Annotated in this window: 9 protein-coding genes and 1 tRNA gene; 2 read left to right on the top strand and 8 right to left on the bottom strand. The window is 44.0% G+C overall.

From position 1 onward, the window contains the following. Positions 1 to 14: 14 nt before the first annotated feature. From fenC to H7F27_RS11015, 4 genes are all read right to left on the bottom strand, one after another. Entirely contained in the window at positions 15 to 7,697 is a 7,683-nt protein-coding gene (gene fenC / locus H7F27_RS11030; RefSeq protein ID WP_185847906.1) for a fengycin non-ribosomal peptide synthetase FenC, read from the bottom strand. A gap of 432 nt (positions 7,698 to 8,129) precedes the next feature. Continuing rightward, the gene (dacB, locus tag H7F27_RS11025; RefSeq protein WP_185847905.1) at positions 8,130 to 9,605 is read right to left on the bottom strand and encodes a D-alanyl-D-alanine carboxypeptidase/D-alanyl-D-alanine endopeptidase; all 1,476 of its coding nucleotides are present in this window, start codon (positions 9,603 to 9,605) and stop codon (positions 8,130 to 8,132) included. Between the two features lie 26 nt (positions 9,606 to 9,631). Beyond that, complete coding sequence (gene galM, locus H7F27_RS11020) at positions 9,632 to 10,606, bottom strand: aldose 1-epimerase (protein WP_101861452.1); 975 nt, start codon at positions 10,604 to 10,606, stop codon at positions 9,632 to 9,634. A gap of 138 nt (positions 10,607 to 10,744) precedes the next feature. Then, entirely contained in the window at positions 10,745 to 12,136 is a 1,392-nt protein-coding gene (locus H7F27_RS11015; protein ID WP_024121626.1) for an MATE family efflux transporter, read from the bottom strand. Positions 12,137 to 12,424: 288 nt separating this feature from the next. On the opposite strand from H7F27_RS11015, the gene H7F27_RS11010 reads away from it, so the two are divergent. Further along, positions 12,425 to 12,970 (top strand): IseA DL-endopeptidase inhibitor family protein, encoded by a 546-nt coding sequence (locus H7F27_RS11010; RefSeq protein WP_101861451.1) that lies wholly within the window; start codon positions 12,425 to 12,427, stop codon positions 12,968 to 12,970. Positions 12,971 to 13,059: 89 nt separating this feature from the next. Here the strand turns inward: H7F27_RS11010 and H7F27_RS11005 are convergent. From H7F27_RS11005 to H7F27_RS10995, 3 genes are all read right to left on the bottom strand, one after another. Continuing rightward, positions 13,060 to 13,132 (bottom strand) — tRNA-Arg (locus H7F27_RS11005). Between the two features lie 54 nt (positions 13,133 to 13,186). Then, positions 13,187 to 13,732, bottom strand: coding sequence for a site-specific integrase (locus tag H7F27_RS11000; protein ID WP_024121628.1), 546 nt, complete (start codon positions 13,730 to 13,732; stop codon positions 13,187 to 13,189). A 315-nt stretch (positions 13,733 to 14,047) separates the two neighbouring features. Continuing rightward, positions 14,048 to 14,278, bottom strand: a complete 231-nt coding sequence (locus H7F27_RS10995) for an excisionase family DNA-binding protein (RefSeq protein ID WP_024121629.1) — start codon at positions 14,276 to 14,278, stop codon at positions 14,048 to 14,050. A 182-nt stretch (positions 14,279 to 14,460) separates the two neighbouring features. Here H7F27_RS10995 and ggt point away from each other — a divergent pair, with 182 nt between their 5' ends. Then, complete coding sequence (gene ggt / locus H7F27_RS10990) at positions 14,461 to 16,224, top strand: gamma-glutamyltransferase (RefSeq protein WP_185847904.1); 1,764 nt, start codon at positions 14,461 to 14,463, stop codon at positions 16,222 to 16,224. 280 nt (positions 16,225 to 16,504) lie between these two features. Here the strand turns inward: ggt and H7F27_RS10985 are convergent, their stop codons facing one another. Continuing rightward, positions 16,505 to 17,374 (bottom strand): LysR family transcriptional regulator YofA, encoded by an 870-nt coding sequence (locus H7F27_RS10985; RefSeq protein ID WP_185847903.1) that lies wholly within the window; start codon positions 17,372 to 17,374, stop codon positions 16,505 to 16,507. Positions 17,375 to 17,484: the final 110 nt, after the last annotated feature.

Genomic DNA, 17,484 nt, shown 5'->3' with positions numbered 1-17,484 from the left:
ACCTTTTCCAAAAGTTAAAGATCTTTAACGAGATTTTCGATGCTAGATAATGCGGATGGCGTTAGTTCTTTGTTGCTGAAATCGCTCAGCGTTTTTTCTCGTTCTTTTTTCTTTGTACAATGCTCAATGATCTCGATAAGATGACTGTGAAAGCTGTCCATCAAACACTGAATTGTGTTTTCGCGGAACACCCGGGTGTATACTGCTTTAACTTGCAGGCGTCCGTCTGTTATCAAAGCATTAATATCGAGCTCGTACTCTCTTTCTCTCTCCCCCGCTATTTCGTAACGAGGCTGATAAGAAGACAGTTGAAACAAATCAGAACCCTCACCTTCGCTGAATTGTCCAAGATAATTGAAGCTGATCTCAGGCTCTTTATGCTGTATGGCTCCCTTTTGTACTAATAAGCCGTAGCCCGTTCCCTTTTGCGGCACTCTTCTCAGCCTGTCCTTTGTCGCTTTGATTCTGTAACCGAGCTGATCTTCAGATGAATGCGGTGCACTCATGTCCAGAAGGATAGGATAAATAGAAGTGAACCAACCTACTGTTCGTGAAATATCAATATTCGGAACATGTCCTTCTCTTCCATGGCCCTCAGCGCTGATCACAATTTGTTCATGTCCGCTCCATTCATAAAGCGCCATTCCTAAAGCAGTCAGCAAAAGTTCGTTGGCATCAGTACCATAGGCTTGCTGCGTTTCAAACAGCAGTTTTTTAGTCCAGTCACTGGATAATACAAACGCAGCTGTTTCAGCACTGCTTTGATGCCTGTCCGACTCAGCCATGTCCTTAGGCAGAAAAACATTATGGGCATCTAAAATCGTTTGCCAATATGTTATTTCTGATAACAATTGCCGGCTCCCGGCTATCTGTGCCAGACCGCTGGCATATGATAAATAAGAATCGCTTTTCGGCGGCAGTTTGATCTCTGTTTGCTCCAAAGACTGTTGGTAGGCTGCAGCTAAATCTTCAAGCAGAATCCTCCAAGAAACGCCATCTACAGCGAGATGGTGGATCGTAATCAGCAAATGGTCTCCCTCTGTCGTTTTAAACAATCCTGCTTGCAGCAAAGGTCCTTCTTTTACATTCATATTACTTTGAATCACGATTTCCTCAGCGGCAAATTTTTCTTCCAAGAGTGTGCCTTTTGCCTGTTCCTTTGTCCAATCCGCTAGATGAAATCCGAACAGTTCATTTTCAGTAATCTGAATACCGCGATTGTACTGAACGACACGCCCGGTATGATCCTGTGTAAACACCATGCGAAGCGCGTCATGATGCTCAGTCAATTTGCGCAGCGCTTGGCGAAGCGCGTCAGCATGAAACCCCTTTTCGCTGAAAAGCATGACCGATTGGTTGTAATGATCACGAAAAGCATGACGCTGATCGAAAAATTTGCTCTGAATCGGTGTGAGATCCGCTTCACCTTCGATAGGCCTCTGTTCTGCCTGAGATATCAATGGAGTGATGTGGCTGCTCAGCTCATGAACTGTTGGATAACGGAATAAATCTTGTATAGTCATGCTCCAGCCTTCAGCTGCCAGCCGGGCGGACACTTGCAGTGCTTTAATAGAGTCTCCTCCAAGCTCAAAAAAGGAGTCGTGAATGCCAACTCGAGACACGCTCAGCACGTCCTCCCAAATCTGCGCTGTCATTCCCTGCAATTCGTTGACCGGTGCAGTATACGGCCGCGAGAAACCTTCATTTGGTGCCGGTAAGGCTCTTCTGTCCAGCTTCCCGTTTAATGTCAGCGGCATAGTTTCCAAAGGAATGATATGCGCAGGGATCATATATGCCGGCAGCATTTTCGATAAAGCGCCGCGGAGAACCGTTGTATCGGCATCTGAAGGCAGAATATACGCTGCCAAACGAGCCTGTCCATTCGTATCACTTTGAACCGCTACAACCGCTTCATTGACAAGTCCGGTTTGGAGAAGCACACTTTCAATTTCTTCTGTTTCGATCCTGTACCCGTTTATTTTTACTTGATGATCTATCCGGCCAAGAAGCCTGAGAGTGCCGTTTGGAAGCCAGCAAGCCAGATCCCCTGTTCTGTAGAGTCTTTCTCCGGATAAAAATGGGTTTTTTGTAAATTTCTTTTCCGTTAATTCAAATTTTCCGTGATAGCCCTTGGCAACGCCGGCTCCGCCGATACAAAGCTCGCCGGCAATACCGATCGGCTGTATTTGGTCAGTCTGGCTGAGTACATACAGTTTTACATTGGGAAGCGGGATGCCGATCGGTACGCTGTCTCCCGAATACTCTTCACCCATATTCATTTCATAATAACTTGAATCAATCGTGGCCTCTGTGACCCCGTAACTATTGATTAAGCGCATTTTGTTTCCGAAACGGTCCGCCAATGTTTTGAAATCATGGGCTTTCACCATATCCGAACCAAGAATAAGGATGTCTAAGTCAGGAAGACTGAGCTGGTTGCGGTAAACATATTCCATAAATGGGACAATGAGTGCCGGTGTTGACTCCATGATCGTGATACGCTGGCGGTTCATCAATGCATATAATTCAGCAGGCTCAAGCCTTGTTTCATCAGGGCAAATGACTAGAGTCCCTCCGTTGGCCAATGTTCTCGCCAAGTCTCCTGAAAAGACATCAAAGGAAAAACTCGCCATTTGAAGCAGTCTGACAGGCATTTGATCGAGCTGATATATGCTGCGCCATGCAAGAACAGCATGAGCAAAGTTTCGGTGCGTAACGATAACGCCTTTAGGCGCACCGGTTGTTCCTGACGTATAAATGATATATGCCGAGTCCTCCGGGGCAGGAGATGAAGCAAGGTTGCATCTTTTTGCTTCATAGAAACTTTCATCATCAAGACAGATGCGAGAAATATCACCTATATCTGAGCCTGCAATCAAATGCTTTACTTCATTCTGTAAAAGAAGAATTTCAGCCCCGCTGTCTTTGAGAAGGTATTCAATCCGGGCTTTTGGATAATGAGAATCTATCGGAATATACACGCCGCCGGCTTTCATAACGGCTAAAATACCAACAATAGCATCAATGGATCGCTCCGCTAAAACAGCAACGATTGGCTGCGTCTCTTTTCCTTTTTCTTGCAGTGTGCGCGCCAGACGATTGGCTTTTTCGTTGAGATGGCGATAGCTGATCTGTTTTTCACCGTCCATAACAGCAATATGCTCCGGTGTCTCTTCAGCCCTCTTTTCAAACATGCGATGAAAAACGATATCAGTTTGAGAACATTCAACGTGGGTTTTGTTGAGTTCTATCAAAATCTTTTGTTTTTCTTTTTCGCTGAGTATATTCACTTGTGAGAGAGTTGTATTAGGATCTGACGTGGCAGCACGCAAAAATTCGGTAAAATGAGCCGTCCAGCGTTCAATTGTCGTTCTCATAAATACGTCGGTACTAAATTCCATGTCACATTTGATGACTCCATCTGATTCAACCGCAATCAACGTCATGTCAAATACAGAAATTTGATGAATGACATTTGCAGGCCGTGCTTTTATGTCTCCAAGATTAATGTCTTGTTTGTCCATATTTTGAAGAATAAACATCGCATCAAACACTGGATTTCGGCTCATATCCCTTGTCACGCTGAGCTTATCGACAAGCTCTTCGAACGGATAATCCTGGTGTTCGTAAGCTTCCAATGCAGTCTCACGCACTTCCTGCAAAAATTGCGCAAACGGCTTCCCGCCCTCCGGGCGTGTCCGAAGCGCCAGGGTGTTGACGAACATTCCAAGTATCGGCTCAAGGTCCTTGTGAGGACGTCCGGCAATTGGTGACCCGACGATGATGTCTTCCTGTCCGCTTAAGCGCGCCAATAACGCTGTGTAAGCTGCCAGGAGCACCATGTACAGGGTGCTTCCGTTCTCGCGTGCGAGTTTGTGAAGCCCGGCTGTGAGTTCTTGATCGAGCGTAAATGAGACTTGATCACCCGCGAAGCTTCGCACCGGCGGCCGGGCGTAATCAGCCGGCAGGTCCAGTACGGGCAGCTCGCCTTCGAGCTGCTTCAGCCAGTATGCCTCCTGCGTCTTGTACGTGTCTCCTTTTTTAAAGGCCTCCTGCCATACGGCATAGTCTTTATATTGAATGTGAAGCGCAGGTAGCTCTTGATTGGCGTACAGCTCCCCGAATTCCCGAATGAGCGTATTGACTGACACACCGTCTGAAATAATGTGATGCATATCGACCAGTAATAGATGCCGCCCGTCTGATACTTTGACGACCCCCGCTCGGAACAGCGGAGCTTGGCTGAGATCAAACGGCTGGATAAACGCTGCCGCGGCTTCCTGTTCAGTTTGTCCGCCGAGCACAGAGGTGTGGAATGTAAACGGCACTTCTTCATGGATACGCTGAACCGGCTCGCCGTCTGTGTCCGTTGTAAAGGACGTGCGCAGTGACTCGTGGCGTTTGATCAGCTTGTTGAATACGGCCTCCATTCTTGTAAGAACCAGCTTTCCTTCCAGCTCCAAGACTGCCGGCATATTGTAGCCTGTGCCACCATCCTCCAGCTGCTGGAGCACATACATCCGCTTTTGGGCGGAGGAAACCGGGTAGGTCTCGCGTTTTTCAGCCGGCTTAATGGCTTCATACGGACTTTCCGTTCCTTCGCTGATGACAGAAGCCAAACCTTCTACCGTCGGATGGGCAAACACATCCTTCAGCGGCACCTGGACGCCGAATTCCTTAGCGATCCGGGAAACAAGCGCGGTGGCTTTTAAGGAATGGCCGCCCCGGTCAAAAAAGTTGTCGTGAATGCCGACAGGTCCGCTTTTCAGCACTTCCTCCCACAGCTGGGAAAGCTTCATCTCTGTCAGATTTCTCGGCGCTGTGTAGGTTTCCCGATCTGCCGCTCCGTCAGGAGCAGGCAGCGCTTTTCGGTCGAGCTTTCCGCTCGGGGTAACCGGCCATTGTTCCATTTCAATGATATGAGCAGGAATCATATAGCCCGGCAGCAATGCCTCAAGCTGCTTGCGCACTTCATTTCTTCCGAGCCCTTCCGCATACGCACATAATTCCGCCTCGCCGCTTTCTGTACGAACAGTTACAGCCGCTTCCCGCACGCCTTCTATGCTTCTGAGCGCCGCTTCGATTTCTCCCGGCTCAATACGATAGCCGCGGATTTTCACCTGGTCATCCAGACGGCCGAGGAATTCAACCTGTCCATCTGGCAGCCAGCGCGCCAAATCACCCGTTTTGTACATGCGTTCACCCGGATAAAATGGATCATCAAGAAAACGTTCTTCTGTTAATTCCGGACGATTCAAGTAGCCTCTGGCAACCCCGGCTCCGGCGATATACAATTCTCCCGCTACGCCGACAGGCTGTACGGCTAAATGAGGATCTAACACATACAGACGCGCGCCAGGCACGGGTTTTCCGATCGGAAGGCGCAAGCGATCCCTGTCCAGCTCAGGATTACACGCGTAAAATGCCGCATCAACGGTTGCTTCTGTCGGCCCGTAGCCGTGGACCAGTGATGTCTCCGGCAGCAAAGAAGCGAAACGGGCTGCCGTATGGGGTGCCAGCGGTTCACCTCCGGCGAATACGCGCTTCAGGCTTCTCGGTGCCTCTATTTCCGCTTGATCCAAAAAGCTGTTCAGCATGGCCGGGATAAAATGGGCAATTGTAACGCCTTCCTCCCGAATGGCTTTTATCATCAATGCCGGATCTTTTTCCCAGCCGGACGGAAGCAGATAGGCCGAAGCACCTGAAAGCGTCCACCAAAACAGCTGCCAGACAGATGCATCAAAGGAAAAAGACGTTTTCATCATAATGATGTCGTCTTCCTCTAAAGGAAACTGCATCTGCATGCCGGTCAGAAAGGAAACAGCCTGGCGTTGCTCAACGGCGACCCCTTTCGGCCGTCCAGTGGAGCCCGACGTATAGATTACATAGGCGAGAGAATCGCTGTCCGCTTGATGAAGAGAGTGATATTCGGATTCTTCATTCGCAAGAGCCGTCATATCCACTTCAAGTGTCTTCTTGGAAAAATCAGGTGCCCTTAATCCCGGCTGCGTCAGCAACAATGCTGCCCCGCTGTCTTTCAGCATATAGCTCAGCCGCTCCTCTGGATATGCAGGATCAAGCGGCAAATAAGCTCCGCCTGCCTTTAATACGGCGAGAACGGCTGTCAGCATGTCCGGCGAACGCTCGCTTAGAACACCGACAATGCTTTCCTTCGTGACACCATGCGCCGTAAGGCGCGCTGCCAGCCTGTTGGCGTACATGTCAAGCTGCGCGTAAGTCAGCGAACCGCCAGAAAAGCGTAAGGCCGTCCGATCCGGCGTCAAAGCTGCCTGACGTTCAAACAGCCCGTGCAGCGTCGAAGCTGCAGGCGAAACAGCTTTCGTTCTGTTAAATTCATACAAAACTTTTTCTTTCTCATGTTTTTCTGCCATATCTAATTCTTTTATAGTGCTATGCGGATTTTGAAGCGCGTTTTCCAGCAACGTAAGCAGGTGGTGCTGAATCCGTTTAATGTCCTCAAGAGAAAATAAGATATTTTGATAGTCGAAATTTAATTGAATGGCTCCAGTATCTATCCGCTCCTGTATTTGAACAGAAAGCTCATTCGCGGTGTATCCGCTGAAATAAAGCGCCGTCTCATAGTTCAAATCATCCGCTTTTTGCCACTGAAGCGGATGGTACTGCATTGATATACCGATCAGGTTGTGTAAATCCTTGTGTTCTTTTCTTAATTCATTCACCAGCAAATTATAAGGAAATCTTTGGTGGCGCATGACTGAAAGCTGTTCTCTGCCGACACTGCGTACAAAGGAAAGAAAATCGGCGTCAGAATCAACCGTTTTTCTGATTGGAAGAGAGCTGACAAACATGCCAAGCATTTCTTTCTCCGCCTTTGACCCCCTGTTTCCATAGTAGGTTCCGATCGCAAGGTCCGTTTTAGAGGTGATGCGGCTGATACATATGTAAAATGAAGCCATAAATAAGGAAATCATACTGATTTTCTGTTCTTCGCAAAAAGCTTGGATGGTATGTGCTAGGTAAGGTGAAAGTGTGATAGTATCTCTCGATGCGGAGGTACTCTGCTTTTGTGAAGTGCTCTGTCCGGTTAGTGAGTGGTATTCCGGCGGCTGTTGGTAGGTTTGCGTCCAAAACAAATGGTCTTTTTCAAAACGTGAAGATTGTAAGTACTGCCTCTCTTTTTCTATGTAGCTAATGTAGGAAGGCTCTTGCTCATCGGGTATAGGCTCCCCTTTTTTGATTTTTTGATACAGATTAATAATTTGATTTCCCATCAAATTTAAAGAGATGCCGTCCATGATAATATGATGGAATTTCGCATATAGCCAAATTTCATGGGGGTGGATTCTAAGGAGATAAAATTGATACAGAGGCGAATCAAGCAGCTTAAACGGAATTCTGGCTTGATCATGAATCCATTGCTCTGTTTCAGTCATTTCAGCATTTGTAAAATCTATTATTTCAAGTGATAATCCTTTGTATTCTGCAAGATACAGACGAGGCTCTGACTCCGATTCAATTCCTTCTGTCAGCTGGAACCTGATTGCATCATTACGGGAGATTGAAAGGTTCAGAGCCAACTGAAGAGCATCAAGATCAACATCACCCCTGAATTTTACACAGGCGGTCAGATTACAGATGCTTGTACCAGGCTCCAACAGTTCAGTAAACCAAACTCTCCTTTGGGCATGAGTTAAACCATAAGTATTTTCTTTCAACGAATTCCCTCCAATTCTAATTTATAAGAGGATAAGAAACTGAAAAAATTACAATAAAAAGAAATTATATGACTATATAATCCATATATGCATTATATTAACCGAATTTTTTTAAAGTACAATAAAAAATATAAAATTTTTATAACATTTTTTTGAATATAGTATTAATTATTTATTTTTCTTGATTAATTTTATTAGGATTTCGAATGTAAAGTTATGAAAGTATCGATTTTTAATAGTTCTTCATCACTAGATTTTTTCTTCATTTATTTAATTTCATATGAGGATAGTGTTGAACCGTTTATAAGATATTCTCCGCCTCAGTATCAGTTACATTTCTACAATATTTAGATGGATGTTTTAAAAACAAGCGCAATAATGTAAAAAGAAATATAAAAAAACCTGTTTTCGCGGAAAACAGGTTTAGCGTTTTTATTGATTTGCCAAAATAACAGCAATTTGATCCTCAATGTCTTTGCCATCCGAGTCATCAATCAAACCGTTTAGAAGAATAGAGAAAACGAGCGTTTTTCCGCTCTTTGTTTCTGCATAGCCAGACAGAGAGCTGACAGTGCTTAAGGACCCGGTCTTTGCCCTTATTTTTCCTTCTGCCGGAGTGTCTTTCATGCGGTTTCTTAGCGTCCCGCCTACCAGTCTGTCACTGTTCCCCGCTTCCGGCAGAGCATGCAGATAAGGTTGAAACCACTTTTCATCTTGGATGTCATATAACAGCTTTGTGATTTGGTCTGATGATACGGCGTTGATATGAGAGACCCCGGAACCGTCCCTCAAAATAAGTGTTTTGGGATCAACGCTGAAATTCGGAAGCGTACTGTTTAGCACTTCAAGCCCTTTTTCCCAGCTGCCCTCTCCTTTTTCCACTTTCCCCATCTCTTTTACAAGTACCTCGGCGTGTCCGTTATTGCTTAATTTCATAAAAGGGAGAAATAGCTTAGACAAAGGCATTGAGTGATGAGTGGCCAGTACGTCTGAAGAGTCGGGCGCTGTGCCCATTATGATTTTCCCTTTTACTGTAATGCCTTGTTTTTTAAGAGCCTGCTTAAATAAATCTAAAGCATATCCTGCCGGCTCCCAGACGGAAATCCACTCTTTTGTTTTGCTTGCATCAACCGGTATGCTCCCTTTAATCGTGATAGTATTGGTTCCATGTTCTCTTTCGATAGAAAGATCTTTCTTTTTTCCCGCCTCAACTGTTTTCGCCTCATTCTCAATCGCTACATAATCCGTTTTTGGTGACACTGATATTGCTGGCTTTTGTCCTTCTTTCTTTCCCGGGCTGGCTTCTACTATCACAGTGCCTGCATCATAGTCCTCATTTGGAGACGCTGTCAGTGCGGAAATTTGCGCGCCGTAATAAGTGTACTCATCACTCCATGGCAAATCAGGCGAATAGCGGAGATGATCATACCATGAGTCATCGGCGACAAGATTGCCTTTTATGGACTTGATGCCGGATTTTTTCAGCTTTTCGGCCATTTGATCAAAATCAGATGGTAAAAGTGTCGGATCTCCTTTTCCTTTCAGATAAAGGTTGCCATTCAGTTTTTGTCCTTTAAGGCGGCCGTCTGTCCGCACTTCTGTTGTGAAAGAATAATCCTCACCGAGAACAGAAAGTGCCGCGGCGGCTGTAAAAAGCTTCAAAGAAGAGGCGGGTCTCATCCGGACATCCCCTAAATGGTCGTAAATGACGTCGCCTGTTTCTGCAGAACGGACAGTAATGCCGGCCATTGCACCTTTTAAAGCAGGTTCATTGGCTAAAATGGTTTCAATCTGCCCGGCAAGTGTATCCTGTTCTTCAGCCGCCTGTACAGCATGATGCATATATGGAATGGAAGCAAAGATGAAAAGCAGCAATATTACAAAATAAAGCTTCATGCTTTTTCCCATTTTCTTATCCCGCCTCTCCTGATTGGCTATCGATGATTACGCTCAATCGTGATGCTGCTTTTGACTGTCTTCTCTTCACCAGGCTCTAACACATGTAAGCCAGTGAGTGACGAAGGGAGATCAAGGTTAACTGCGTTTGTCACCCATGTATAAGGCTCCGGACATAAATACCCTTGTGTTCCATCAGCATTATACACAACCCAATGCTTAAATTGTTCATCCGCCTTGTAGATCATATTCAGGTGTGCATGCTGATGGTAAATGACGGCCTGATTTTCTCCTCCTCTCTTCTGATAAGAAGATAAAAAGACATCATCAAGCTGCTGCCGCAAGAGCATTCCTTCGTGCAAAGCTTCCTGATTTGGTATATCGATCAGCTTTCCGGTCGGCAATAAACGTTCATCCAATTCCCATTGCTGATCAGCAGTAAGAGAAAATAAAGAGCTCTCTTCTGGGAAAACGAAGGTCGTATGATAACCAAGCCCCCAAGGAAATGCATCCTTCCCTTTATTCATGATCGTGGCATGCTTATAAAGAGTGTTATCTTTTAAAATGTATGTCATCCGTACAACAGCATGATGCGGAAATTGTTTATAAACATGGGGAATTTCCGATAGATCAATTTCAGTTTCTATGATCACTTCTTCGTCTGTTTGTTTCATCGTTATGATGTCCCACTTTTTGTCATAGAGAAAGCCGTGGAGGTGATGGTGTTTATCTTTTTCATTGATATCAAAATGATACGTTCTGCCCCGGAAAATGAACGTTCCGTCACTTATGCGATTAGGCGGAAACAAAATGGGAATTCCATACAATGTAGGTGTGTCATGAAAGCTTTCAGTTGTTTCCGGTTCTCGTAAAAGGTGCATCTTTGTTTCTTTGTCTACGAGAGAAATGACGTTGCTGCCCCACTCAGGCACGACTATTATTTCCAAATGCTCATTACCCGCTTTGACAGCTGGTGTTCCTAAATACGTCATCTTTTCAATATAATTTGTCATGTGTACTCAACCTCTCCTTAGTTCAATGCTTATATATAAATTCAATTCAGTGTGCACTATTTCCTCCATTTTATGTTTTCCCTTTTGTCTTTAAGTAAACAAAAAACACCATTCAAAATGAACGGTGTTTTTTGGAGTTTATTGAATCAGACGTGTAATCTGCTTCTTTTTCCAAATGAATTGATAATACCCGTAAATCAAAAGCAAACTCACAGCAAATGCTGCCGGATAGCCTACCCAAATGCCGAGTATTTCAAGATTTGTATAGTGAGACAGAACAAACGCGACCGGCACTTCGATTCCCCAGATGGCAAAAATACTGATAAGGGTCGGCCATAAAACCGTTCCGCTTGCACGCATCGTCGCAGAAATAATTTGGGCATTCCCAAACAGCAAATAGCTCCATAATGTAATCATCAAAAGCCTGTGTGCAATGTAAAGGGTATCTTTCTCGGTCAAAAATAATGCTAAAATCTGATGTGCAAAAAGATAGATAAGGAGGATCAGCACACCGCCAATGATATAATTCAGCCAAATACCGACCCGAATGACTTGCTTTAACCGGTCAAACTCATTCGCTCCAATAGATTGAGCGGCGAAAATAGACACCGCGATCCCCAGACTGACAGCCGGCATTTGCACATAGCTGGCTACCTGATTGACCACGCCATATGCTGCTGTTGCATCAGAGCCATAATGATTGACGAATGAAATGACTGCTATTTCCGATAGTGAGACGAGAATCATGTTAATGCTTGACGGAATACCAAGACGCAGCAGAAGCGCCAGCAATTCCTTATCCATTTTCAAATAACGCCGTACTGTCTTATCAAATTGCAGCGGGTGTTTCGTTTTCCGCAGATACACCAATAATACGATAAAGGTCACAATTGTAGAAATAACGGTTGCGTAAGCAGAGCCGTAAATGCCCAGCTTCGGCAAGCCGAACATGCCGAGAATGAAGATTGGTAAAAGTGCTATATTGATGACTGTGCTTACAATCAATGTATAAAACGGTGTCTTAGAATCTCCTGTCCCCCGCAAGAATGTGGTATAAGCAAAATATAAAAACATAAACGGCATTGCGCAAAATAAGATACGCGCATAGCTGACACTGACATGAATTACATTTTCCGGCGTTCCCATGAGACGCAGAATATCTAAGGTGAATATACTGCCGATCACAGCTAACACAATTCCTAATAAAAAGGTGAATGTCAGCGTTGTTCCGACAACGGCCTTTAACCGTTCCTCATTTTTTGCCCCATAGGCTTGCCCGATAAGAATGGAACTGCCGGAACCGATGCCGATCGTAAATGAAATGAGAAGAAAAAACAGCGGGAAAAAGGATGAGACAGCTGCAAGCGCATCTACGCCAAGCCATCTGCCCACAGCGACCATCCCGACTAATTGGCCCACTGATTGCAGCACATTGCTCAGAAGGAGCGGCACTAAAAATAGTGACATTGACCGCCAAACAGATGGATTGCTCTTCTTCTTAGATACGGGATTTTCTTGTAATGTTTCCATATGAATGACTCCTTTATTTAAACTCGTTTCACTAACGTGCTCCCGTTTCTTTTGAAATGAACACGACATGCAACATGTAACTATTCACCACAGTACTTATAAAACCCTTCCCGATTCTCCTATTTTTACACATTTTTCAATCTGCAAGAATAAACTAGTGCGATACAGCATAGTCTTTTGGTGAGATGAAAGAATAAAAAATAATTTATGCAAAAGTATTGTAATCTAAACGTAACTATTGTAACATTTGTAACATAAGAGAAAGAGATTTTAAAGGAGAGAGCCACATTGAAAAAATATCTTCTATTTCTAACCACTATTGCACTTATTCTGTCATTAAACACAAATGCATTTGCGAAAAACACATCCGGAGATTTATCACAAAAACAAGCATTGCAGCTGGCAATAACAGCAAGAGAGCATTTTTGGAATACAATGAGCGGACACAATCCAAAAGCGAAAAAAGCAGTTTGCCCATCAGGCACATTCGAGCATCAAAATCTTCAGTACGTATACATGTGCAGTGACCTTGGCACAAAAGAAAAAGCTGTGAATTACTTAACACCTATTTTCTCAAAAACAGCGATTGAAAAAGGCTTTAAAGACTATCATTTCGTTGTCTCAAAAGGAAAACTGGCTGTTCCGGTCGGTGACGGAGACAATCTCTTAAATTGGAAAAAATCAACCGCTAAACTCATTTCTAAAAAAGGCGGCACAGTCACATATGAATTTACCGTTCCTACTTTGGACGGATCACCTTCAGCAAAACGGAAAGTGACATTTGTAAAAGAGAACAAAAAGTGGAAAGTAAATCGCTTTGACGCAGTTATATAAGAAAAAAACGCCCGAGAAAAACGGGCGTTTTTTATGTTAAGCATAAAAAGGGCAACGGACGTATCGTCCATTGCCCTTTTGTTTTATTACGCTCTAGGAGAGATTCGAACTCCCGACCTGCAGTTTAGGAAACTGCTGCACTATCCGCTGTGCTACTAGAGCTTTTTTGATATCTATATAGTAGCTCCGATTGTCACGATTTTCAAGCGATTTGATTTACAGCCCTCCAAATACCTTATAAGCAGCTCTTGTTGTATCTTCATCGATTCCAATATAACGCATTGTAATCGAAGGTGATGAATGATTAAGGATCCTCTGCAGCTCAGCGATATCTTTTGTCCGCTGGTAGAAATGATAGCCAAATGTTTTCCGGAGCGTATGGGTCCCTATTTCCTCAAGTCCGCACGCTTCGGCTGCCTCTCTTAAAATTCTGTATGCCTGAATGCGTGAAATTGGCTTTTTGGTTCGGACAGATTTAAAGAGGTATTCATTTTCTTTCATATCTTTCGTATACTCGTATATTTCTGCTTTCAAAGATTCTAAAATGAGAATCTTCCTTTTCTTTTTTGTTTTGCTTTCAGTCGCCCATAAATGGTCTTTATTTCTGACATCTTTCACCTGAAGCGGCAAAATATCAGAAATTCGGAGCGCGCTGTTAATGCCGAAAATAAACAAAAAATAATCACGCTTGTTTTTGCTGCGTAAATACTGTTTTACATCTTGAATTTTCTCTAAACTGCGGATCGGCTGTACAATATGCATCAAAAAACTCCTTAAAAACCGTTATGTAACGTTTTGAGGTCTATGTTACTATTATAGCGGAAAAACGTTGAATGTCAAAGTTCGGAGGCATTTATGTAACATAATATACATAGTGTTACATAAGTAGAAAAGAGATCTCTTGAAACGCCCTATCTTCTGAAATGGCATTTACAGGCTCATATAAAGCTTTTTCGCCTCCTGAGACAAATCACTCTGACCCTTCCCGAAAAAGCCCTTATAACGCAATATGACGCTTTTCTTTTCGAGATGCTCTCAAAAAAATATGCAAAAAAAGACACAATTTGAAATTGTGTCCTAGTCTTCATCCTTTACATCAATATCTTCTGGGATCGGTTCATTTAATATTTCCTGCACGAGCGCTTTGTAATTTTCCAGCTGTTCGAGATGCGTTTTGAACTGTCCCTTATAAATCAAAAATTGCTCACCGTCATGAACGGCCCTGATTTTACCTTCGAGCACCAAACTTTTAATATAATCCTCTGAAAGATTTGCATATTCTGCTGTTTCTTTAATCGTTAAATACATATAGCATTCCTTTCTGAATCCGTATGCTGTTTCTACTATAGCACATGACTCACCCCAATATAATCAATTTCACACAGAAATAAGGCCGAATGATATAGATAATATACCATTTGTCACTTGTGAAACCGCTGTATTTTTTTTACGCTAAGATTGTAACATAACAGCTTAATAGGAGGGAGAACATGAAAAAAACGTGGAACGTCTGTTTAGCAGCCCTGCTTAGTGTTCTGTTAGTCGCTGGAAGTGCTCCATTTCACGCGGAAGCTAAAAAGCCGCCCAAAGGCTATGACGAGTACAAACAAGTAGATGTAGGCAAAGACGGAATGGTTGCGACTGCGCATCCTCTCGCTTCAGAGATCGGAGCTGACGTCCTGAAAAAAGGCGGAAATGCCATTGACGCGGCGGTTGCCATTCAGTTTGCGCTTAATGTCACAGAACCGATGATGTCAGGTATTGGCGGCGGCGGTTTTATGATGGTGTATGACGGAAAAACAAAAGATACGACGATCATTGACAGCCGTGAACGCGCTCCCGCAGGCGCAACTCCGGATATGTTTCTCGATGAAAACGGCAAAGCGATACCTTTCTCCGAACGTGTCACAAAAGGTACTGCCGTTGGTGTTCCGGGTACACTGAAAGGGCTGGAAAAAGCCTTGGATACATGGGGAACCCGTTCGATGAAACAATTAATTTCCCCCTCTATAAAACTCGCTGATAAAGGCTTTCCGATTGATTCAGTGTTAGCAGATGCGATTTCTGATTATCAGGAAAAATTATCACGGACTGCCGCTAAGGATGTATTTCTGCCGAATGGCGAGCCGCTTAAAGAAGGCGATACGCTCATTCAAAAAGATCTGGCCAAAACCTTTAAGCTCATTCGTTCGAAAGGCATAGACGCCTTTTACGAAGGCAGATTTGCCAAAGCCCTTTCTGATACTGTTCAGGATTTTGGGGGATCAATGACCGAAAAAGATTTAGAAAATTATGACATTACAATTGACGAACCAATTTGGGGAGAATATCAAGGCTATCAAATCGCAACGACTCCTCCTCCAAGCTCTGGCGGCGTTTTCTTGCTGCAAATGCTAAACATTCTCGATGATTTTAACCTTTCACAATATGATATCCGCTCATGGGAAAAATACCATCTGCTCGCTGAAACCATGCATTTGTCTTACGCTGACCGTGCGGCTTATGCAGGCGATCCCGAATTTGTAAATGTTCCTCTCAAAGGTTTGCTTCACCCCGACTATATAAAAGAGCGCCAGCAATTAATCAGTTTAGATGAAGTCAACAAAAAACCAAAAGCCGGTGATCCTTGGAAATACGAAGAAGGAACCGCAAACTATAAGCAAGTCGAACAGCCGAATGATAAAGTAGACGGCCAAACGACACACTTTACCGTCGCGGACCGCTGGGGCAATGTTGTTTCCTATACAACAACAATTGAACAGCTGTTTGGCACAGGCATTATGGTTCCTGATTACGGCGTCATTTTAAACAATGAACTAACAGATTTTGATGCGGTTCCAGGCGGAGCCAACGAAGTTCAGCCGAACAAGCGGCCATTAAGCAGCATGACACCGACGATTTTGTTTAAAGATGACAAACCAGTTCTCACCGTCGGATCTCCTGGAGGGGCAACGATTATTTCTTCCGTGCTGCAAACCATCCTCTATAATATAGAATATGGAATGGAATTAAAAGCAGCGGTTGAAGAGCCGAGAATTTACACAAACAGTATGAGCTCCTACAGATACGAAGACGGAGTTCCAGAGAATGTACTCAGCAAATTAAAAGACATGGGCCATAAATTCGGCACAAGTCCAGTGGACATCGGAAACGTGCAAAGCATTTTTATCGACCGTGAAAACGGCACCTTCAAAGGAGTAGCCGATTCAAGCAGAAACGGCGCAGCGATCGGAATTAATTTAAAACATAAATAAAAAAGAAAAACTGTACTCATTTTTGCCGAGTACAGTTTTTTTGCTGTGAACGATTAATCTTGCCTATGGTCCCCGCAAACTCCTTAACGGTCGGTACGAATACCTTTCAATATAACATCCAGACATGCGCCAGATAACAATTCGAAACACATAAAGGTTTGATCAGCTAATCAATTCATAGACCTTAAAGCTTCTTTGTTTTTTTGAAAACAGTCTCTCCAGCTTACAAAACAAAAATCTATCCCGCATCCCCTGCTATTGTTGAATCTTCTCTTCTTGATTAGACTGATTGGATAAATTTGGCCTCATTCAATTCTGCAATAAACCGCTGAAATGCACTGGTCATAAAAAAGTCTTTCCTGTAAATAAACACAATCGTCATATCCTGATATGATGCGGGAAGCTGGTGAACGTACACCCTTTGGCGATGGACAGAGCAGGCAATGGCCGACTTTGGCAGCAGCGCCGTTCCCAAACCAGCGGAAACACCTCTGATAACGGCTTCCAATGTGCCAAATTCTATGATTTTTTGCTGTTGAATACCTGCTTCCTCCAATAATCTTTTGACCCTATCGCGATGAGAGCAGCCGGTTCCAAAAAAGAGCATCGGCAGCCGTAGCATGTCCTCTATCGCCCCTTCCTCCGGTGAAATCAACACCAATTCCTCATAGAAAACAGGAATTTGTTTGATATCCATGTATTCAACAGGACCGTACACAAAAGCGCCATCCACCTTATGATCTAGAACTTGCCGAACCAAGCTGTGCGTATCACCTGTGTTCACTGATAAATCAACTTCAGGAAAACGTCTGAGGAATGAAGCTGCATGTTCAGGCAGGTGAGTGACCGCTGTTGTTTCCAATGCTCCAAGCCGCAACGGCCCTTTCGGATGCTGACTTAACTGCGCTGATTTCTCAGCTTCGTCTAATAATGATAAAACTTGATCTGCGTATTGTAATAGGTTTTCCCCCGCAGCCGTTAACGTCATTCCACGATTTGTCCGGTGAAATAACTTGATATTCAGATCTGTCTCAAGCTTATGGATTCTGGCTGTTACATTAGATTGAACATAATTCAGCTGCCGGGCTGCTTTTGTTATACTTCCTTCACGGGCAACAGCCCGGAATATCTTTAATTCTCCGCTTTCCACACACTGTCACCTTCTTGCTATGATTAAATGTGATACCGGCAATCATTTTTGTTCATTTTACTTGAAGAAAACCGCTGTGTAAAATATGTGAAGATCATAGATTACGAGGA

Origin of the sequence: Bacillus sp. PAMC26543, from assembly GCF_014250375.1 — a bacterium.
Taxonomy (GTDB): Bacteria; Bacillota; Bacilli; order Bacillales; family Bacillaceae; genus Bacillus; species Bacillus halotolerans.
This window is presented reverse-complemented; position numbering and strand designations above follow the sequence as displayed.